Annotated in this window: 22 protein-coding genes; 18 read left to right on the forward strand and 4 right to left on the reverse strand. The window is 67.0% G+C overall.

Features of this window, described 5'->3' with window-relative positions; translation table 11 throughout:
* Positions 1-30: 30 nt before the first annotated feature.
* From ACSJDX_RS06185 to ACSJDX_RS06200, 4 genes are read right to left on the reverse strand one after another with little or no spacing between them, the layout of a single operon-like run.
* Positions 31-468 (reverse strand): DUF6153 family protein, encoded by a 438-nt coding sequence (locus tag ACSJDX_RS06185; RefSeq protein WP_438354667.1) that lies wholly within the window; start codon positions 466-468, stop codon positions 31-33.
* Between the two features lie 37 nt (positions 469-505).
* Positions 506-2,638: a heavy metal translocating P-type ATPase gene (locus ACSJDX_RS06190; protein WP_438354668.1), complete on the reverse strand. Its 2,133-nt coding sequence runs from the start codon at positions 2,636-2,638 to the stop codon at positions 506-508.
* Between the two features lie 32 nt (positions 2,639-2,670).
* Complete coding sequence (locus tag ACSJDX_RS06195; protein WP_438354669.1) at positions 2,671-3,000, reverse strand: heavy-metal-associated domain-containing protein; 330 nt, start codon at positions 2,998-3,000, stop codon at positions 2,671-2,673.
* Positions 3,001-3,034: 34 nt separating this feature from the next.
* Complete coding sequence (locus ACSJDX_RS06200; protein ID WP_438354670.1) at positions 3,035-3,316, reverse strand: metal-sensitive transcriptional regulator; 282 nt, start codon at positions 3,314-3,316, stop codon at positions 3,035-3,037.
* Positions 3,317-3,425: 109 nt separating this feature from the next.
* Here ACSJDX_RS06200 and ACSJDX_RS06205 point away from each other — a divergent pair, with 109 nt between their 5' ends.
* From ACSJDX_RS06205 to ACSJDX_RS06290, 18 genes are all read left to right on the forward strand, one after another.
* Positions 3,426-3,791 (forward strand): ArsR/SmtB family transcription factor, encoded by a 366-nt coding sequence (locus ACSJDX_RS06205; protein ID WP_438354671.1) that lies wholly within the window; start codon positions 3,426-3,428, stop codon positions 3,789-3,791.
* Entirely contained in the window at positions 3,788-4,852 is a 1,065-nt protein-coding gene (locus ACSJDX_RS06210) for a cation diffusion facilitator family transporter (protein ID WP_438354672.1), read from the forward strand. The genes ACSJDX_RS06205 and ACSJDX_RS06210 overlap by 4 nt, the downstream gene beginning before the upstream one ends.
* Positions 4,853-4,915: 63 nt before the next feature.
* The gene (locus ACSJDX_RS06215; protein ID WP_438354673.1) at positions 4,916-5,338 is read left to right on the forward strand and encodes a hypothetical protein; all 423 of its coding nucleotides are present in this window, start codon (positions 4,916-4,918) and stop codon (positions 5,336-5,338) included.
* A 90-nt stretch (positions 5,339-5,428) separates the two neighbouring features.
* Positions 5,429-6,097, forward strand: coding sequence for a DsbA family protein (locus ACSJDX_RS06220; protein ID WP_438354674.1), 669 nt, complete (start codon positions 5,429-5,431; stop codon positions 6,095-6,097).
* A gap of 26 nt (positions 6,098-6,123) precedes the next feature.
* Positions 6,124-7,116, forward strand: coding sequence for a flavin-containing monooxygenase (locus ACSJDX_RS06225; RefSeq protein ID WP_438354675.1), 993 nt, complete (start codon positions 6,124-6,126; stop codon positions 7,114-7,116).
* 13 nt (positions 7,117-7,129) lie between these two features.
* On the forward strand, positions 7,130-7,867 hold the full coding sequence (locus ACSJDX_RS06230) for a copper resistance CopC family protein (protein ID WP_438354676.1): 738 nt from the start codon (positions 7,130-7,132) through the stop codon (positions 7,865-7,867).
* Positions 7,857-8,408 carry a signal peptidase II gene (locus tag ACSJDX_RS06235; protein ID WP_438354677.1) on the forward strand — a complete coding sequence of 184 codons (552 nt, stop codon included), beginning with the start codon at positions 7,857-7,859 and terminating at the stop codon, positions 8,406-8,408. Before ACSJDX_RS06230 ends, ACSJDX_RS06235 begins: the two co-directional genes overlap by 11 nt.
* Positions 8,405-8,740, forward strand: coding sequence for a DUF6804 family protein (locus ACSJDX_RS06240; protein ID WP_438354678.1), 336 nt, complete (start codon positions 8,405-8,407; stop codon positions 8,738-8,740). Before ACSJDX_RS06235 ends, ACSJDX_RS06240 begins: the two co-directional genes overlap by 4 nt.
* Complete coding sequence (locus ACSJDX_RS06245) at positions 8,737-9,339, forward strand: TlpA family protein disulfide reductase (protein ID WP_438354679.1); 603 nt, start codon at positions 8,737-8,739, stop codon at positions 9,337-9,339. Before ACSJDX_RS06240 ends, ACSJDX_RS06245 begins: the two co-directional genes overlap by 4 nt.
* Entirely contained in the window at positions 9,336-10,106 is a 771-nt protein-coding gene (locus tag ACSJDX_RS06250) for a cytochrome c biogenesis CcdA family protein (protein WP_438354680.1), read from the forward strand. Before ACSJDX_RS06245 ends, ACSJDX_RS06250 begins: the two co-directional genes overlap by 4 nt.
* Positions 10,087-11,781 carry a cytochrome c biogenesis protein ResB gene (resB, locus tag ACSJDX_RS06255; RefSeq protein WP_438354681.1) on the forward strand — a complete coding sequence of 565 codons (1,695 nt, stop codon included), beginning with the start codon at positions 10,087-10,089 and terminating at the stop codon, positions 11,779-11,781. The genes ACSJDX_RS06250 and resB overlap by 20 nt, the downstream gene beginning before the upstream one ends.
* Positions 11,778-12,716, forward strand: coding sequence for a cytochrome c oxidase assembly protein (locus tag ACSJDX_RS06260; protein ID WP_438354682.1), 939 nt, complete (start codon positions 11,778-11,780; stop codon positions 12,714-12,716). The genes resB and ACSJDX_RS06260 overlap by 4 nt, the downstream gene beginning before the upstream one ends.
* 3 nt (positions 12,717-12,719) lie before the next feature.
* Positions 12,720-14,330 (forward strand): apolipoprotein N-acyltransferase, encoded by a 1,611-nt coding sequence (gene lnt, locus ACSJDX_RS06265; RefSeq protein ID WP_438354683.1) that lies wholly within the window; start codon positions 12,720-12,722, stop codon positions 14,328-14,330.
* Complete coding sequence (locus tag ACSJDX_RS06270) at positions 14,327-15,730, forward strand: peptidoglycan DD-metalloendopeptidase family protein (protein WP_438354684.1); 1,404 nt, start codon at positions 14,327-14,329, stop codon at positions 15,728-15,730. Before lnt ends, ACSJDX_RS06270 begins: the two co-directional genes overlap by 4 nt.
* Positions 15,731-15,748: 18 nt before the next feature.
* A complete protein-coding gene (locus tag ACSJDX_RS06275; RefSeq protein WP_438354685.1) occupies positions 15,749-16,615 on the forward strand; it encodes a M23 family metallopeptidase in 867 nt (288 codons plus the stop codon).
* Between the two features lie 80 nt (positions 16,616-16,695).
* Positions 16,696-17,706, forward strand: a complete 1,011-nt coding sequence (gene ccsB, locus ACSJDX_RS06280) for a c-type cytochrome biogenesis protein CcsB (protein ID WP_438354686.1) — start codon at positions 16,696-16,698, stop codon at positions 17,704-17,706.
* Positions 17,707-17,751: 45 nt separating this feature from the next.
* A complete protein-coding gene (locus ACSJDX_RS06285) occupies positions 17,752-18,444 on the forward strand; it encodes a DUF3105 domain-containing protein (protein WP_438354687.1) in 693 nt (230 codons plus the stop codon).
* Positions 18,441-19,124 (forward strand): DUF305 domain-containing protein, encoded by a 684-nt coding sequence (locus ACSJDX_RS06290; protein WP_438354688.1) that lies wholly within the window; start codon positions 18,441-18,443, stop codon positions 19,122-19,124. The genes ACSJDX_RS06285 and ACSJDX_RS06290 overlap by 4 nt, the downstream gene beginning before the upstream one ends.
* Positions 19,125-19,203 lie beyond the last annotated feature (79 nt).

Consider the following 19,203-nt stretch of genomic DNA (forward strand, 5'->3'; position numbering starts at 1 on the left):
GCGGCAGGGGTGTGCCGAGGCTCGGACGCGTCACGTACGGCTGATACAGAGAGCAGTGAGAGAAGGAGGGCGAAGACCCGGGATCGCTGGGGGTGAGACTGCGGGCGGTCCCGGTCGGGGAAGAGACGCGAGCCAGTGGCGGACCGCGGCGGGGCGGGCCAGGAGCAGAACCGTCGCCAGCAGCGCGAGGACGCACGCCATGGCGAGCATGCTCGAGTGGTCCGACCCACAGTCAACGCACCCGTCATCCACTGCGGCGGTCGCCCCAGCGTGGGACTCGGTGCCCATTGCGGAAGGGTCAGCTGCCATGGTGGCTTGGTGGCCGGTTTCCGCGGTGGTGTGGGTGTTGAGGGAATGCATGGCCAGCAGGCCGACGATGACCGCGCCGGTGAGTGCGATCAGCAGCAGCAGCGTGCGGGCCATAGAGCGGTCGGCTCGCAGGCGTTCCATCAGTTCGATTAGCGACATGTCACCTCCCTCGTCCTTCCACGCTACGCCGTCCCGCTCAGGGGTGGATGACGGCGTCCGGGCTGAGGTCCAGTCGCCGCAGCAGCTGGGCGTTCAACGCGACCACGATGGTGGACAGCGACATCAGGATCGCCCCCACCGACATCGGCAGCACGAACCCGATCGGCGCGAGCACCCCCGCCGCCAAAGGCACTGAGATCAGGTTGTAACCGGCTGCCCACCACAGGTTCTGGGTCATCTTCCGGTAGCTGGCTCGGGAGAGTTCGATCACCGACACCACCGACCGGGGGTCATCGCTGGCAAGGATCACCCCCGCAGAAGCAATCGCGACATCGGTGCCCGCGCCAATCGCGATACCGACGTCAGCCTGGGCGAGGGCGGGAGCATCGTTCACCCCGTCACCGACCATCGCAACCTTCCGGCCTTCGCCCTGCAGCTGCTTCACCTTGGAGGCTTTGTCTTCGGGGCGAACCCCGGCGAAGTACCGGTCGATGCCGAGCTCGGTAGCCACGGACGCGGCGACAGCTTCCGCGTCACCTGTGATCATGACCACCTGCACACCGCGCTTCTGCAACGCGGTCACGGCCTCTCGGGATTCGGGGCGGATCTCGTCGGCAAGCCGCAACGCGCCCGCCACCCTTCCGTCGATCAGGACATGCAGGATAATCGCGCCCTGTTCCCGCCACTCGTCGGCGACCGGCAGCTCGCTCGCCCCGTCTTGCTCGAGGAGGTACGGGCCACCGACCTGCACGGTGCGCGCGTCGACCAGCGCCCGGACACCGACTGCGGGTGAGGACGCGAAGTCGCTGGCGCGCGGAATGGTGAGTTGGCGCTCTTTCGCAGCGTTCACGATCGCCCGGGCCAGGGGGTGCTCGGAGTCCGTCTCGGCGGCGGCCGCCAGGGCGAGGAGCTCGTCGGGGTTGGTGCCGTCGATAGGTTCGATGGCGGTGACGGCGGGGGTGCCCTCGGTGAGGGTGCCGGTCTTGTCGAACAGGACCGTGTCCACGGTGCGCATGCTCTCCAACGCCAGCCGGTCTTTCACGAGCACACCTGCTTTGGCGGCGCGTTCGGTTGCGATGGACACCACCAGCGGGATCGCCAAACCGAGGGCGTGCGGGCACGCGATCACGAGCACCGTGATGGTGCGAACGACAGCATCATCGGGAAAGCCCAGCAGCGTCCAGGCGATCGCGGTGGTCGCGGCCGCGCCGAGCGCGAACCAGAATAGCCAACCGGCGGCGCGGTCCGCGAGACGTTGCGCACGGGAGGAGGAGTTTTGCGCTTCGGTGACCAGCTTCTGGATCCCGGCGAGGGCGGTGTCGGCACCGACCGCGGTGATCTGCACCCGTACCCCGGAGTCGGTGGCCACGGTCCCGGCAATCACCGGATCCCCGTCGCTGCGATGCACCGGACGGGACTCGCCGGTGATCATCGACTCGTCCATGCTGGCCGAGCCCTGCACGATCCGACCATCCGCCGGCACCCGCCCACCCGGGCGGACCACCACCATGTCACCAACAACCAAGTCAGCGGGAGCGACCGTCACGGTGGTGTCCCCGTCGACCTTCTCGGCCTCGTCCGGGAGGAGCGCCGCGAGGGAGTCCAGGGCGGAGGTGGTTTGGGCGAGGGAGCGCATCTCGATCCAGTGACCCAGGAGCATGATGACGATCAGCAGCGCCAGCTCCCACCAGAAGTCCAGCTCGTGATCCAGCACGCCCAGACTCGCACCCCAGGACGCGACGAACGCGACCGTGATCGCCAGGGCGATCAGCAGCATCATCCCGGGCTTGCGGGCGCGGAGCTCACTGACTGCACCGGTCAGGAACGGGGCACCACCCCACACGTACATCATCGTTCCCAGCACCGGGGAGACCCACCCGACCCATGCGGCATCGGGCAGCGGGTAGCCGATCAGCATCGAGAACATCATCGAGAGCCCGACGACCGGGACGGCGAGGATCAGCATGATCCAGAACAGCCGCCGGAACCGGGCCACGTGACCTCCGTGACCACCATGGTCGGCATGCCCCTGATCGGAATGTCCCGCTGCCGGCGCCTGGCCATCGCCGTGACCAGTGTTGCCCCTTGCCGCGTGGTCGTGCGCCGTGGCGGTCGCGCCGGCGTGGTCGCTGTGGTCGACGGGGTGGTGGGAGTGATCGTGCTGGCTCATCAGAGCCTCCCTCGTTGCGTGGCGTCGAAGTGTTAGACCGAGGTGTCGGCCAGGGTGTATCCGGCCTCTTCCACGGCTGCTTTCACCGCAGAGCTGCTGATCGGGACCGAGCTATTGATAGTGACGCGGGAGGCGCCGCCGGGGTGCAGGTCAACGGAGACGGTCTGCATTCCCTCAATGCCCCCCAGTTCCTCGGTGACGCTGGACACGCAGTGCGCGCACGTCATCCCCGACACCAGCACCTCTTCCGTCACGACCGAGGCCGCAGCGACAGGGGTGTCGGCAGCGGACGCCGGTACAGCGCAGCAGGAACAACCCGCGGTGGTGGCGTCTTTCAGGCCAAGGTCGATGCGATCAGTCATGGTGCGTGTCCTCCAGCGGCTGGTGGGTGGGTGTTCAGGAGCGGACGAGACGCGCGATGGCGTCGTTGGCTTCACGGATCTTTTCCGCAGCGACCTGACCGCCCTCAGCGGATGCCTCCGCGACGCAGTGGCGCAGGTGATCGCCTAGCAAGGACAGCGCGACCGTTTCCAGCGCCCTTGTCGCGGCGGACACCTGCGTGAGGATGTCGATGCAGTACTTGTCCTCATCGACCATCCGCGCGATACCGCGCACCTGACCTTCAATACGTCGCAGTCGCTGCTGGAGATCGTCCTTGTTGCTGTCGTAACCGTTCACACACATACCATACCCCCCTATGGTATGTAGCCGGCTCTATGGGTCGCATATTCTCACTGCGCGAGCTGTAGGAATCCGTCAAACCTCTACCATCGAGTAATATCTGCGCATGAGCGTAGATAAGCAATCATGCGGGTATCGTCCAGACAGTTCCTATGTGGAGCTCGCCGTGGAGGTGTTCGGGATGCTGGCGGACGCCACTCGAGTGCGTATCATCCTCGCCCTCCAAGATGCGCAGGAACTGTCGGTGAACAGCATTGCGGAGGCGGTCGACAAGTCACCAGCTGGGGTGTCGCAGCATCTGGCGAAGCTGCGGCTGGCCCGCATCGTTGCTACCCGGCAGGAAGGTCAGAAGGTGTTCTACCGCCTGGAGAACGAGCACGCCTCCCGCCTGGTCGCCGACGCCATCTTCCAGGCAGAGCACTCCCTCGGTGGCACCCCGCGTCACCACCATGCAGACCGAGTCAGCGAATGACCACCCGCTACGAGCACGACGGCACCCACCGGCATGACCACACGCACGACGAGCACGACCACGGTGGCGATCACCATCACCCGACCGGGTTCAAGGGGTTCGTGTACGGGCTGATCGTGCCGCATTCGCACGACGCCGCAGACTCCATCGACGATGCGATGGAGGCAAACAGTTCCGGCATCCGCGCGTTGAAGATCAGCCTCCTCATTCTGCTGGCAACAACCGTCCTGCAGGCGGCGGTCGTCTTCTTCAGCGGTTCCGTGGCGCTGCTCGCGGACACCATCCACAACTTCTCCGATGCGCTCACCGCCGTTCCCCTGTGGGTGGCATTCATCCTCGGCCGCCGCGCCGCGTCCCGCCGTTACACCTACGGGCTGGGCCGCGCGGAAGACCTTGCCGGACTGTTCATCGTGTTTGTGGTCGCTCTGTCCGCGATCGTCGCCGCCTGGCAATCCGTCGACCGCATCCTTCACCCGCAGCCGCTCACCAACATCGGCTGGGTGATCGCCGCGGGAGTGATCGGGTTCCTGGGCAACGAGATCGTCGCCGTGTACCGGATCCGCGTGGGTCAGCGCATCGGCTCGGCCGCCCTGGTTGCGGACGGCATCCACGCTCGCACCGATGGATTCACCTCACTGGCGGTTGTTGCCGGCGGGGTTGGTGTGCTGCTGGGCTTTCCGCTGGCGGATCCGATCGTCGGGTTGATCATCTCCGCCGCGATCTTCGTCCTTCTCATCGGCACGGTTCGCAGCGTCGGCCGCCGCCTGCTCGACGGCGTGGAACCCGAACTGGTCGATCGGGTCGCGCACGCGCTTGACCACGTCGACGGCATCGACCGGGTAGACCGGATCCGACTGCGCTGGAACGGGCATCGTCTCGAGGGAGACGCGATACTCACCGTGGATGCCAGCGCATCCCGTGAACAGCTCGATGCGATCAGCGCCGACGCGAACCGAAATGTACGCGCGCAACTCCCGAACGTGGATGAGTTTCTCGTCAGCACTCACAGCCTCCGGGACACCCATGCATCCTCGTTTCCCGCGACGCCTTCGGCGTCCTGAATGCGTTTGGGTGAGCGCTGTAGGCTATTAGAGATGGTCTCTTCGGCCCGGAACGCACAATCCGTGACGCTGAATGAGCAGTTGTTGATAATGAGGCTCATTACTAGCGTCGGTTTGGCGTTGCTGCTGATGCTCGGACTAGCGGCAACAGCCCATACAGAGCTGGCTGGATCGGCACCCGTTCCGCTTGTGGTGTCCGGGCTGATGGACCCGCATGTGGAGCCAGTAGCGGATGCCGCGGCCGCGCGTGAGGCAGTCGCTGATGGCTCCTGGTCGGGGTCGAACGCGCTGGTTGGTGCGGCGTTGTGTGTGTTCGGTGTGCTGTGCGGCCTCACGTTCATGGTGGCGCTGCGGAGACTGTGGCGTCGGCGGATGCCACCTGTTCTTGGTGCATCGCCCCGGACGCCATCGCTCATTCCCGCTTCGGCCGCGCAGGCGCATCCGATCGTGTTCTCGTTGACGCAGCTGGGTCTTTCCCGAACCTGACATCTGGCACGCCACCCCGTGGGGTGGCGCTTCGTCCTGGGCTGTGTGCCCGGGTGTTGTCCTGTGCCGTGTCTTGGTTTGGAGTACCCGATGAAAACCCCTGTAAAGGCGACTCTCGTCACCATTGCCGTCGTGGTGGTGCTGGTTGTGGCCGCGTCAATTTATGTCCTTGTCAATCAGAGCCAGGCCGCTTTGCCCTCGTCCGGGGACGGCTCATCGTCGGCACAGCTGGTGCGGGAGAACTCGCACGTCCTCGACGACGGAGGTGAGGGCGCGGTCACGGTGGTGGAGTTCCTGGATTTCGAGTGCGAGGCTTGTGGGTCCTTCTACCCGATCGTGGAGGATCTGCGGGAGCAGTTCGCCGGGGAGATCACCTATGTGGTCCGCTATTTTCCGCTTCCGGGTCATTTCAATTCGAAGAACGCCGCGATCGCGGCGGAAGCGGCCGCGCAGCAGGACCGGTTCGAGGACATGTATCACCGGTTGTTCGAGACACAGGCGGAGTGGGGTGAGGCGCAGGAGTCTCGTGCCGACTTGTTCCGCGGCTTCGCGGAGGAACTCGGCCTGGACATGGTCGCCTACGACGCCGCGGTGGCGGACCCGTCAACGACTGAGCGTGTCGATCTGGACTTTGAAGAGGGTCGCACTCTCGGGGTGAGCAGCACACCGACGTTCTTCGTCGACGGGGAGCTCGCGCAGCTGCAGGAGTGGGATGACCTTGAGAACGCCATCCAGACCGCGGTGAGCGGTGGCCAGTGATGCGGGCCCGGTTGTCACATCGACGGGTGATCATCGTCGGGGCCGGCCAGGCCGGGCTGGCGGTCGCGGCGGCGTTGAGCGCGGAAGGGCTCCGGCCACAGCACGAGTTCGTGGTGATCGACGCGGCCGCACCAGGGCAGCGTTCCTGGGTGTCGCGGTGGCATTCGATGGAGCTGCTCAGCGACGCCCGGCACAGCGCGTTGCCTCCGCGCCGCCTGCTGGGTGATCAGCGCCGACATCCACGGGCGGACGAGATGGTCGACTACCTCACGTATGTGGAAGCCGGGCTTGGCGTGGAGACCGTCTGGGATGTCCGAGTCACCGGGGTGGAGCATCGTGGGAACGGCTCGACTCTGCTGCTGTCGACGACGGCGGGTGAGGTGCAGACCCGCAATGTGGTGTGCGCGACCGGCGCGGCCGCGCATCCTCGACTGCCGGAGTGGGCGAGTTGGCTGCGTGTGCCGGGTGTCGTGCTGCACAGCAGCAAGTGCCTGTACCCGGGGCAGATTCCTGCCGGGGACGTCCTCGTCGTCGGCGGAGGGAACAGTGGTGTGCAGCTGGCTCGAGAACTGTCCGCATCGCACGCCGTTACCCTGTCCACCCGCACTCCGCGGCGACACCGCCGCGCGATGAGCTACCCCACCGCGGCCGGCGAAAGAGTGTCCTTACTCTCGCGCGAGAGACGCCCTGAGCCGGTGTTCGGCGACAGCTACGAGAAGCTGCGGCACGCGGGAGTCACGATCGCACCCGCGGTGGCTACTGCGGATGGCGCCACGGTGACGTTCGCTGATGGTGCTCAAATGTCGCCGGGGTCGGTGATCCTCGCCACCGGATACGACCCGGGTGAAGGCTGGCTGCCGGAAACGGCCCGCACCGAGCGGCCCCGGCGCACCATGACCGGGCTTCCCGGGTTGTTCGTGGCGGGAATGCCGCAGTACGGCGGCCGCGGCGCCGACACCATCACAGGGGTCTGGAAAGACGCGACGACGATCGCCCAGCACATCATCAACCGGCCCTGAAAGGACCGAGACCATGACCACAGTACCTGTTACCGACCGGGCATCCCGGCGCCGATCACCCACCGCTGCGAGCCGTCGACGCTCCTTCATTCTGCCCGGCCTGGCGGCGCTGTTGCTGACCGCTGGTCTGCTTTTCGCTGTCGCAGCTCCCGCGGCCGCGCACGATGAGATCGTCTCGTCCTCCCCGGAAGGCGGTTCCACGATCACCGTGGTGCCGGAGGAGATCTCGCTGACGTTCAGCGGAGAGATCCTCACCGATTTCAGCGCGGTGATCATCGAGGTCGTCGCCGCGGACGGGCAGAACCTCGCGTCCGGAGTACCGATCATTGACGGGACCACCGTCACCCAGGCTGTGCGGCCGGGTCAGCCGGGGGTATTCACGGTGCGGTGGCGGGTCGTCTCCAGCGACGGCCACCCGATCAGTAACGAGTATCAGTACACCGTGGAGGCCATCATGGTACCCACCAGCACCCCCAGCCCCACCCCGGAAGCGACCGAGGAACAGACGCCCGAACCGTCTGCGACAACATCGGCCGCTACCCCCGGAGAGGTGCACAATGGCCCCTCCGGGGGCGGCGAGCTCCTCCCCGTCCTCGCGGTCGTGAGCGGGGTGATCGTGCTCGGCGGTGCCCTGATCGTTGTACTCATGGTGGCCCGGGAGCGCCGCCGCCGAGACAAAGCCGCCGCGGCGTCAGGCAAGGGCGATGGGACTGGCGACACGGGGAAGGACGGTCTGGCCGATGAATCGTGAGCAGTCCCGGCGATTCGCGATCGCCTGCCTGGCCGCCGGTGTGGTGGTCCTGGTTGATCAGGCGACGAAAGCGGCCGCACTCGGCGGGTTGAGCCAGGACGAGCGCATTCCGTTGCTGGGTGATCTGCTCGGGCTGCAGCTCGTTTTCAACCCGGGCGCTATCCTCTCCCTCGGCGCCGGGTTCACGGGGCTTCTCACGCTCCTCGGTGTCGGCGCGGTGGTGGTGCTGATCGTCGCCGCGGCGCGGGCGCGGACAGGATGGTGGGCGGTAGGGATCGGGCTGATCCTGGGCGGCGCGGTCGGGAACGTGATCGACCGGCTGTTCTCCCCGCCCGGGTTCGGGGTCGGGCACGTCACCGACTTCCTCGCCTACGGGACCCTTTTCATCGGGAACCTCGCCGATGTCGCCCTCGGCGCAGGCGTGATCGTGCTCGCTGTGAACATGTGGATCCGGCACCGGCGCGTCCGCGCAAGCACACCGGATAACGGGGTGGCCGGTGGACCGTCGCCGGCGGCGGGATCGGTGGTGAGCGGGTCATGATGGCCAAGCAGCGCACCCCGTCGGTCTACCAGCGCAACGCGTTCGCCCCGGGGCTGCTCGCGGCCGCTGTCTTGTTCCTTGCGCCGGTGTTGATGGGCGGGGACTGGTTCATGCTGGTGCTGTTCGTCGCCGCGATCATCGCGGTCATCGTCGGCTGGTTCGCTATCCAGGCGCGGCAGTGGTGGTGGGTGCCGGTGTTCGTGGCGATCGTGGTGATCTGGAACCCGGTGTTCCCGTTTCCGTTCACCGGCCCGGTGTGGACGGCCGCGCAGCCGGTCGCCGCGGTCGTGTTCCTGGTGGCCGGCGCCCTGATCAAGGTCAAGCGACCATGAACCACCGCGCTCTAATCGCCACCGCCTCGGTCCTGCTGGTTGCCGGGCTTTTCGCCGGCTGCACGTCTAGCGACTCGCTCGCCCAGCAGTACCGGGACGGGAACGAGAAAGGCTACATCGCCGGCGACTTCCAGATCGTTGAGATCCCGGACACCGATCGTGGAGAGCCGGTGGTGTTCGAGGGTGTCACCGAGATCGGCGAGGTGGTGTCCAGTGACGACTACCGCGGCGGGGTGCTGGTGGTGAACTTCTGGTATGCCGCGTGCGGGCCGTGCATCGTCGAGGCGCCTCTGCTCGAGGAGGTCTGGCAGGAGTACCAGGACCAGGGTGTCGCGTTCCTCGGGGTGAACACCTACGACCAGCCCGCGACCGCGCTGTCATTCGCCCGGGACAACAACGTCACCTACCCCAGTGTGATCGACGTGAACGACGGCAGGGTGAAACTCGCATTCGCGCAAGTCACCCCGATCCAGGCCACCCCCACCACGCTGGTCATCGACCAGGAGGGGCGGGTCGCGGCGCGGATCATCGGGCAGCTGGCCAGCGCGTCGATCTTGTCCACCCTGGTGGCCGACACTCTCGCCGAGGATAGCTCGTGAACCCGGGTCAGGTGATCGTCGACGGCGCGCTTTGGGTCGCGATCCCGGTCGCGATCCTCGCTGGGCTGGTCTCGTTCGTGTCCCCGTGCGTTCTCCCGCTGGTGCCCGGTTACCTCGGCTACCTCGGCAGCACCACCACCACGACGACAACTCGCCCCACCGTGGACGGCGGGCGCACCGCGGTGGCGGAGCGTGCCCGGCTGCTGCTGGGCGTGAGTTTGTTCATCGCCGGGTTCACGGTGGTGTTCGTCGCTGTCACGATCCTCGGGGGCGCATTCGGGTACCTGCTGTTGCAGTACGCCGGCATCCTCACCCGGGTGTTCGGGGTCATCATCATTGCCCTCGGGCTGGTGTTCCTGGGATTCTTCGGCATCGCGCAGCGCACTCTGCGTCCCCGCGCTCAGGGCAGGGCGGGGCTGATCGGGGCGCCGCTTTTGGGGTTCGCGCTCGGCGTTGGCTGGACTCCGTGTATCGGCCCGACGCTCGCGGCGATCATCTCGATGTCGTGGAACCTCGGCGACCCGGCCCGCGCGGGCCTGCTCGGGTTGGCGTACTCGCTGGGTCTGGGCATCCCGTTCCTGATCCTTGCGGCCGGGTGGGGGTGGGCGTCCCGATCGGTGACGTTCCTGCGCCGCCACATCCGCGCCCTGAACATCATCGGCGGGGCCATGCTTATCGCCCTCGGCCTGCTGATGGTGACGGGGCTGTGGACGGTACTGATGTCGCAGCTGCAACAGGTGGTGATCAATGTCCCCCTCCCGCTCTGACACCGGCAGCGACGTTACCGCCGACCCGCTACGGCCCGGCGATCACGCCGACACCGACGTTGACACGTCGACCGAGATCGCCCAACCGGTGCTGGGTGTCACAGGGTGGTTGCGGTGGGCGTGGCGGCAGCTGACCAGCATGCGCACTGCGCTGGTGCTGCTGCTGTTCCTCGCCATCGCCGCCGTGCCGGGGTCGCTGTTCCCGCAGCGCAGCGCCGACCCGAACGGGGTCATCCAGTGGGAGCGAACCAACCCCGACGTGTTCCCGCTGGCGGACGCGGTGGGGCTGTTCGACGTGTACCTTTCGCCGTGGTTCTCCGCGATCTACCTGCTGCTGTTCACCTCCCTGATCGGTTGCGTGATTCCGCGCGCGAAACACCACTACAAGGCGCTCCGCACCCGCCCGCCGCGCACCCCGGCGCGGCTATCACGCCTGTCCGAGTACCGTGAGCTCACCCTGCCCCCAGGTGAGGGGCAGGGTGACCCGGCCGCGCACGCGATCGACATCGCAGCAGAACACCTGCGTAAGTCCGGGTACCGGGTGGAACGCTACGACGCCGGCGGCGCCGCGTCGGTGTCGGCCGAGCGCGGCTACCTGCGCGAGTCCGGCAACCTGCTCTTCCACATCGCCCTTGTCGGCGTGCTGGTCTCGGTAGCGATCGGCGGGTCATTCGCGTACACGGGGCAACGCGTCGTGGTGGAGGGGACCACGTTCGTGAACGCGCTCAGCGACTACTCCTCGTTCAACCCCGGCCGATTCGTCAACGGCACCGGCCTCGCCCCCTACTCGCTCACCCTCGACGACTTCCAGGTCTCCTACCGGCTGCCCGGCACCCCCGGCGCAGGCCAAGCCGGAGACTTTTCCGCCGACGTCACTATCCGACAGCCCGGCCAGGACGACCGGGCGCAGAGCGTGATCGTGAACTACCCGATCACCGTCGAAGGCGACCGGATCTACCTGCTCGGCAACGGCTACGCCCCTACCCTCACCATCCGCGACGCCGCTGGCGAGGTCGTGTACAGCGAGTCGCAGCCGTTCCTGCCGCAGGACTCCAACATGACCTCGCTCGGGATCATCAAGGTCCCGGACGGCCTGCCCGAACAGGTCGGGCTGGTCGGGTTCTTCTACCCCACCCAGGGGGTGCTGCCCTCCGGCGCGTTCACCTCGGTCTACCCGGACGTGGTCAACCCCGTGATGACCCTCAACGTGTTCAGCGGGGATCTCGGCATCGACGATGGCACCCCCAGGTCGGTGTACACGCTCGATGTCGACGGGCTCACCCAACACACGGGCGGCGACAGCGCCGCCGAGTCGCTCGAGCTCACCCCCGGCGCCACCGTCGACTTGCCGAACGGGTGGGGCACGATCACCTGGGAGGAGGTCACGGCGGAGGAGCCGGTCAAGCGTTTCGCGTCGCTGCAGATCCAACGCGACCCCAGCAGCGGTTGGGTGCTCGCGTTCGCCGTCCTCGCCACCCTCGGCCTATTCGCCGGCCTGTTCGTGCCCCGCCGCCGGCTCTGGGTGAAAGCCCGCACTACCCCGGACAGTGTGCACGTCGAATACGCCGGCCTCGCCCGGGGCGAAGACCCCACCCTGGCGCGCGCCGTTGACGAACTCGCCACCCGCCACGCGCAGGCCCTCGGCGTCGAGCCACCGGCGAAGGGCACACCGTGACCGTGTGGATCCCGGACGCCCCGCCAACTCTCGGCGGCTTCCTCACCCCGGCGCCGCTGCCGGCCCCGGTGCTGTCGATACTGGCGGGGCTCCTCGCGGTCGCTTACCTGACCGGCGCGATTCGCATGTGGGTGCGCGGCCGCCGCTGGCCGGTGTGGCGGACGATCAGCTTCCTGCTCGGCTGCGTCGCCCTCGCCGCCGTCACCGGTCTGGCCGTGGAGAACTACGGGTACGCGCTGTTCTCGGTGTTCATGTTCCAGCAGCTCACTCTGATGATGGCGATCCCGCCGCTGCTGGTCCTCGGCTCTCCTGGCACCCTGCTGCTGCGCGCCACCCCGCACCACGGCCCCGGCCTCCTAGTACTCCGCGTCGCACATGCCGGGCTGCGTAGCCGGGCGGGACGGTGGCTGCTCAGCCCGTGGCTGGCGGTGCCGCTGTATTTGTTCGCGTTCTACGGTCTGTACCTGGCGAACTTCGCCGATCCGATCCTGTCCACCGTCACCGGCCACACCCTCCTCGAGGTGGGTTTCCTGGTCGCGGGGATGCTGTTCACCATCCCGATCCTGTCCTCGGACCCGCTGCCGGTGCGGATGAGCCACGGCGGCCGTGCCCTGGACGTCTTCGCTGAAGCCGCCCTGCACGCCTTTTTCGGTGTGTTTCTGATGATGGCCGCCACCACCCTCGTTCAAGGGTTCGCTGGTCCGACGAGCGCGCTGGGCATCGACCCGATCGAAGACCAGCGTCTCGCCGGTGGGCTGGCCTGGTCGTACGGTGAGGCTCCCACCCTGCTGATGCTCATCTACGTGATGCACCGCTGGTTCCGTGACGACACCGCCCAGGCCGTCGCTGCCGACCGCCGCGCCGACGCCCACGGAGATCCCGAACTCGACGCCTACAACGACTACCTCACCCGGCTCCACCAGAAGGACACCTGACCCATGCGTGCCACTCTGCCGACACCCGCCGCCGCGCCGACGCCGGCGATGCAGCGCCAGACGGCCTCGTGGTCGCTGCCGCTTTGGGTGGCGGTGCCCGCCGCTGCGGTCGCCGGGTTCCTCCTGGATCTCGCGTCCCCGCCGGTCGGGTGGTGGCCGCTCACGTTCGCGAGCGTCACGGTTGCTTTGCTGACCCTGATTGGCCGCAGCATCAGCGGTGCCCTGCTGGTCGGCACCGTCTTCGGCGCCGTGTTCTACACGACTCACCTGGTGTGGGTGGGCGAGTTCCTCGGCCCGGTGCCGTGGCTTGCCCTCGCCGGGCTGGAGGCCGTCCTGTTCGGGGTGGGCGCCGTGCCGATCACCCTCGCCTATCGGTGGACCGCCCGCCACCGATCCCGTAACGGTATGCAGCTTGCCGCTGTGCCTCTGCTGGTCGCGGGGTTGTGGGCGGCTCGCGAGGTGGTGATGGGAACATGGCCATACTCCGGCTTCCCGTGGGCGCGGCTCGGGATGACCCAGGTCGGCGGCCCGATTGCTGAGGTCGCGTCGTGGACGGGTGTCACCGGGCTCTCCTTCCTGATCGTCGCGGTCTGCGCAGCTGGTGTGCAGTGGCTCCGCGCCGGCGGGATTCGGTTCCATAAGGGGCTCATCCCCGCGGGGGTCGTCGCGGTGGTCTTGGTCATCGTTCCGCAGTTTCCCACCACCTCGGCCGGAGAATTCCGGGTCGGCTGGGTGCAGGGCAACGGGCCGACGGGATACTTCGACGACAAGACTCCCGGGGACGTCCTCGCCGCGCAGACCGCCGCGACGCGCCCTCTGTACGGGCAGCCGATGGACCTGCTGGCGTGGCCGGAAGGCGGCGTCGACGCTGACCCGCTCAACGATCCGGCAGCCGCCGAGACATTGGACCGTGTCGTGCGCTCGACCGGGGCGCCGCTGCTGATGAACGCCGCTACGACCCGCGGCGACCAGGTTTTCAACACCTCGCTGCTGTGGACAGCAGATCCTGGGGACCGGCAGCGGCATGACAAGGTTAACCCGGTCCCTTTCGGGGAGTATGTGCCCGATCGGTGGTTCTACGAGTTGATCGTCCCCGAGCTGGTGGGACTGATCCAGCGCGAGTACACCCCAGGCACCAATTCGCCGATTGTGCAGGTCGGCGATGTCGGGGTGGGGTTGGCGATCTGCTTCGACGTGATCTACGACACCGTGATCTGGGATGGCGCCAGCTCTGGTGCGGAGGTGTTCGTGTTCCAGACCAACAACGCCGACTTCCGGGGAACTGACGAGAACCTGCAGCAACTCGCGTTCGCCCGGATGCGCGCCATCGAAACCGGCCGCGCGGTCGTCAACGTCTCTACGGTGGGCACCAGCCAGGTCATCGCCCCGGACGGCACCACCCTCGACAGCATCGGTGTCGACACCGCTGACGCGTCGATCACCACTGTCCCGTTGCGCACCGGGCTCACCCCCGGAGTGATCCTCGGCCCCTGGCTCACCGCTCTCATCGTCCTCGCCGCTGCCGGCGCTCTCACCGCGGCAGGGTTCTCCCACCGTTTCCGCTGGCGTGCGGACGGTAGTGCTCGTCCGACTGACCAGGGGAGGCACCCATGAACACGCCACGGGCGAGACCTGGCGTCGACCGACATGCCCTGCCGCTGCGGACGCTGGGGACGCGCAGCGATCTCACCCTGCCTGGTGACCTGATGGCGGAGGACTGCGGGTGCGCGCCCACGCCCGCGGAGAGTCGCGCATTCCGGGCTGGTCTGAGCCGACGGACTCTGCTGACCGGGGGAACACTGAGCGCGGTCGCCGTCCTGCTCGCCGGCCCGTTGCTGCCGGCGGCTTTCGCGGCGACCTATCCGTCTTGGGAGGACGTGCAGGCCGCGAAAGCGAATGAAGCAACCAAAGCCGCCGAAGTGCAGCGGATCCAGGGTCTCATTCAAAGCCTGACCGGTGAGGTGACGCGTACCCGCGCTATCGCCGAGCAGGCCGCGGGTGCGTTCTACACCGCCCAGCAGGAGTATTTCGACGCATCCGTCCGCGCGGACGCGCTGCAGTCCCAAGCCGACACGGAAGCGCAGAACGCGACCGACGCTGCGAACAAGGCCGGCCGCGTCGCCGCGCAACTGTACCGAGACGGCGGCGACACCACCTCCCTGGAGCTGTTCTTCTCCGGCTCAGCGGCCGCCACGGACGACCTCCTCTCCCGGTTGGGGGTGATGGACAAGCTGCTCGAGCGCAACCAGGCGGTATATGCCGCCGCGATCACAGCGCGGGACGCCGCGCAGAGCCTGACCGATCAGTCAGTGGTCGCCCGAGACGAACGCGACCGACTGCAACGTGTCGCTGAACAGAAAATGCTCGAAGCGCAGCAAGCCGCCGATGCCGCACAGGCCGCGTTGGACGCGCAAACTCTCCACCTCGGCGAGCTGCAGGCCCAGCTCGCCGCGCTCGAGGACACCACCGCGAAGACCATCACCGACTATCAGGTCGGAGTGGAAGCTGCCCGCATCGCGGAGGAGCAACGTCGAGCGGCGGAGCAGGTCGAAGCCGAGCGGCTCGCCGCCTCAGGCAGCGGCGGCGGTGTGGTCAGCTCCGGGTGGGCACGGCCAACATCCGGGAACCGCACATCGGGATTCGGGCCGCGCAGCTCCCAGTGCGGCAACGGCTACTGCTCGACCAGCTACCACTATGGCGTCGATCTGAGCGGCGGCTGCAGCGCCGGGATCTACGCGACCGCGGCAGGCACCGTCGTGTACGCCGGGTACAACGGCGGCTACGGCAACTACATCAAGATCGACCACGGCGGCGGGATCGGCACCGGATACGCCCACATCCGCCCCGGCGGCTTCTACGTCGGATACGGCCAGCGCGTGAACGCCGGCGACCTGATCGGCAGCGAAGGAAACACCGGCAACGCGTTCGGCTGCAACCTGCACTTCGAGGCCTACGTGGACGGCTCCCCGGTCAACCCCATCGACTTCCTCGCCGCCCGCGGCGTCTCGATCTGACCCGAAATGAAAGACATCATGACTGAACAGACCACCCCAGCCGGCGACCAGCCCCAGACGCCCCCCACACGCCGCAGCCTCCGCCGCGCCGTCACCTCACTCCCCGCAAACGCGGTCCACCCCAGGCGGCGCTTTCCCGCCAGCACGTCTGCCCGCCGCGGGCCGATCGCGCTGCGGCCGCTGCGGTCCCTCGCGGCTCTCACAGCAATAGCCGGCCTGATCGCCACCTTCGCCCTCCCCGCATACGCTGCCTGGCAGCCCGCAGACATCGAACTCCCGACGCTGCAGCAAATCGCATCCGATGACGCGCAATCTCTGATCGTCGCCTCCGACGCGACCGCGACGCAGCTCACCCGGGAAAGCTACGCAGCCACTACCCAGGAAGAGATCGACCAGAAGAAGGCGGCAGAAGCAGCCGCAGAGCGTGCGCGCGCTGCGCAGGTCGCCTCGCTGCCGTTCGACTACAGCATGGTGCCCCCCGGCAGCGGAACCGTACGCTGGCCGGTGGGCGGCCCATTCGTCGTGACCGACCGGTTCGGCGACCGAGGCGGCGCACACATGGGCACCGACATGGTCGCCGCCGGCGGAACCCCCGTCTACGCGTCCCTCGACGGAGTCGTGCGGATCTCACAGGACAGCTACGGCGGGTACGGGGTCACCGTCGTGGTGGAATCCGTCCTGAACGGGCAGCAGGTGAGCACCGTCTACCCCCACATGCAAACCGGTAGCCGGCAGGTCAGCGTCGGGCAGAGCGTCACGGCCGGGCAGTTGGTCGGGCTTGTCGGCAGTACGGGCCGCTCCACCGCAAATCATCTGCACTTCGAGGTGTATCTCGACGGCACCGCCGTCGACTCGCTGGCCTGGTTGGAAGCGAACGCAGGCTGACATATGTTCCGCCTACGTCCGCCGCGCAACGATGCTCGCGCCCACCCCCTGCCTGCAACGACGAAGAGGATGACCACACCATGACCGGAACTGACGCGCTCTCCCTCGATGGCATCTCGCTGCTGCTGGTGTGGACGGCGATCGCCACCTACCTGCTCGCGTTCATCGCATACACCATCGACCTTGCTCAACGCTCCGTCCCTGCCAGCACCCCGCAGCGGGAGCCGGCCCTGGTCAGTGCCACTGCAGCGGTGAGCCCGCAGACCGAGATCACCCAGAGCGGTGGGACGGACATCGTCTACACCTCGTCCGCGCAGCGGCCGCGGCTGCTGTGGGCACGGATCGGGACGTCGCTGGCGGTCCTCGCGTTCCTGTTCCACCTGGCAGGGACCGTCCTGCGCGGGATCACTGCCGGGCGGGTGCCATGGGCGAACATGTACGAGTTTGCTTTGACCGGCACCGTCTTGATCGTCGCGGTATACCTGCTGGTGCTACGCCGCTACGACCTCCGCTTCCTAGGCGCGTTCCTCATCGGCATGATCGTGTTGCTGCTGGGTGGGGCGACCATCACGTTCTACGTCGAGGTCGTTCCGCTGATGGACCCGCTCAAGAGTGTTTGGCTGGTCATCCACGTCTTCGTCGCCTCGCTCGCGACCGCCCTGTTCGCAATCGCGTGCGGCCTCGCGGTCACCCAGCTCATGCAAACCCGTCGGGAACGGCGCACTGACACACCCTCGGCTCGTGCCGGCGGCCCGCGGTTCCTGGCGACGCTGCCCACCGCGGATGCGCTCGAGTCCCTCGCGTACCGGTTCGTGATCGTCGGGTTCGTGTTCTGGACCTTCACCCTGATCGCCGGCGCGATCTGGGCCAACGATTCCTGGGGACGCTATTGGGGATTCGACACCAAAGAAGTGTGGACCTTCGTGATCTGGGTGCTCTACGCCGGGTACATCCACGCCCGCGCGACCAGAGGGTGGCGTGGCACCCGCTCCGCCTGGCTGTGCATCATCGGCTTCCTCACGGTGCTGTTCAACTTCACCATCGTGAACATGTTCTTCAAAGGACTCCACGCCTACTCCGGCCTCAGCTGAGCCTCATCCGCGAATCCGCCCGAGACACGAACTGAAAGCATGCACATGACCCCGAACCGCCCAAATCCGGCCGGAACCCCTCAGCACGGTCCGGTCACCGTCAAGCAACAGCGTGAGCACAAGCGTCAGGAGAAGCTGGCTGAGTATCAGAAACAGCTCGCCAAACGCCGTCGCAGCAAACTGGTCTGGTGGATCGTCGGGTCAACGGCGGCTGTGGTGATCATCGGCCTCGTCGTCGCGTCCGTCGTGCTCGCACCGTCACCGCCGAGACAGTACGAGGCCGGCAGCGAGGGGGCGAGCATCGAAGGTGTTGCAACCTTCGAAAACACGGCTGAGCACGTCGAGGGTGCTGTCGAATACGAGCAAAGCCCCCCGGCGGGCGGCCCGCACAATGCTGTCTGGCTGAACTGCGGCATCTATGACCAATCGGTCCCGAATGAGAACGCGGTCCACTCCATGGAGCACAGCGCGGTGTGGGTGACCTACAACCCCGACGAGGTCGCGGGCGATCAACTCGCAGCCCTGAAGAGCCTTCTGCCCTCCACCTATGTCGTTCTGTCCCCCTATGAGGGACTGGATGCGCCGATCGTGATGTCCAACTGGAACCAGCAACTGAAGGTCGATTCGGCCGCCGACGAGCGCATCGGCGTGTTCTTCGAAGAGTACTGGCGCAGCCAGAACGCGCCGGAGCCGAACGCCGCCTGCACTGGCGCATACGACGCACCGGGAAAGCAATGAACCGTGACGAAAACAGCGACGCATCCCCCTCCCGCGGGTGGCCCCGGTGGTGGATAGTTCTCCTCGTCCTGCTCGCGGTCGGCGCGTTGACCTTCGCTGTGGGGCGCTTCTCGACCTTCGGGTCGCAGGCCGCGGGCACACCGGGTACTGACTCTCCCGAGGCGGGCTTCTCACGCGATATGCAGGTGCATCACGCGCAGGCCATCCAGATGTCCATGGAGATCTACCGCAAGACCTCGGACGAGGAACTGAGGATCTTCGCGTACGACATCGCCACAGGGCAGGCGGGCCAGCGCGGCGAGATGTACGACTGGCTCGTGCAGTGGGGGCTGTCGCAGTCTGGTGGTCCGATGATGCAGTGGATGGATGCCTCTCCGAGCGGGAGCGGCCACGCGATGTCTGACGGTGCGGCCATGACGGAGGAAGAGGCACGCATCGCCATGGGCATGGCCTCAGCTGATGAGATCTCCGCATTGGAGGGCGCGACCGGGCAGCAAGCTGATTGTCTCTTCCTCGGACTGCTCGTTCGGCACCACGAAGGCGCCATCCCTATGGCGGAGGCGCTCATCGAACTCGGCACAGATCCTCGTGCCCTGACCGTCGCAGAAAACATCAAGAACGGACAGACCGCCGAGATCAGCGCGATGAAATCTATGCAGGCGCGATTGGGCTGCAGATAACACCCGACTGGTACCTCCGCGGGGGAGCCTTAAACCTGCTCCGCCTGGCTGCGCATAATCCCGACCCGAAAGAACCACC

The sequence above is a fragment of the Microbacterium fluminis genome, assembly GCF_051549805.1.
GTDB lineage: Bacteria > Actinomycetota > Actinomycetes > Actinomycetales > Microbacteriaceae > Microbacterium.